General features: G+C 58.5%; 1 pseudogene. It reads right to left on the minus strand.

Annotation, left to right across the window (positions count from 1 at the left end):
- Positions 1-120, minus strand: a pseudogene (locus tag CDV49_RS20375) (IS5/IS1182 family transposase); the annotation flags it as partial.
- Positions 121-556 lie beyond the last annotated feature (436 nt).

The raw sequence follows: 556 nt of genomic DNA on the forward strand, positions 1-556 counted from the left end.
GGGGGGCAGCCAGACCATGTCTTTGTCCAGCCAGATCAGCAGTGACCCGCGCCGCTTCAGGGCCTTGTTGTAGGACTTCCAGTTCGTCGTGCGGTAGCGGACAGCTTCGGGCTTGCTCATGCCGAAACGCTTACTCTACCAGCCCCGCTGCGTGAATCCCCCGGCACGCAGAGTTTTGCAACAACGCCGACCAGTGCATTGCTTGTATACCCCGCCGCATAGATGACGGGCAGGTGTGGAAGGAATTCAGCTACGGCGTCCGCGAGCTTCAGTCATCTCCGGTATGATGATATCGGTGAACAGAAGATCGACCCTCAGCCCATTGCGGAGGAGGGTTAGTGCTTTGGGGCCGCTGGAGGTGATCGCCGACGGATACTCCGGATCGAACAACCGGGCGCCATTTATGTTCTTGCTGTAGGAGGACCAACCTATGCCCAAAGAGATCGACCAGCGTGCCCAGCGTCATGACCCGGCGTCGACGCATACTCATGACTCGAATGATCGCCCAGACAACCAAACAAAGCAGGCTGGGAAGTGAGCTACCCCCCGAATTTCG

The sequence above is a fragment of the Haematobacter genomosp. 1 genome, from assembly GCF_002196855.1.
Lineage (GTDB): Bacteria > Pseudomonadota > Alphaproteobacteria > Rhodobacterales > Rhodobacteraceae > Haematobacter.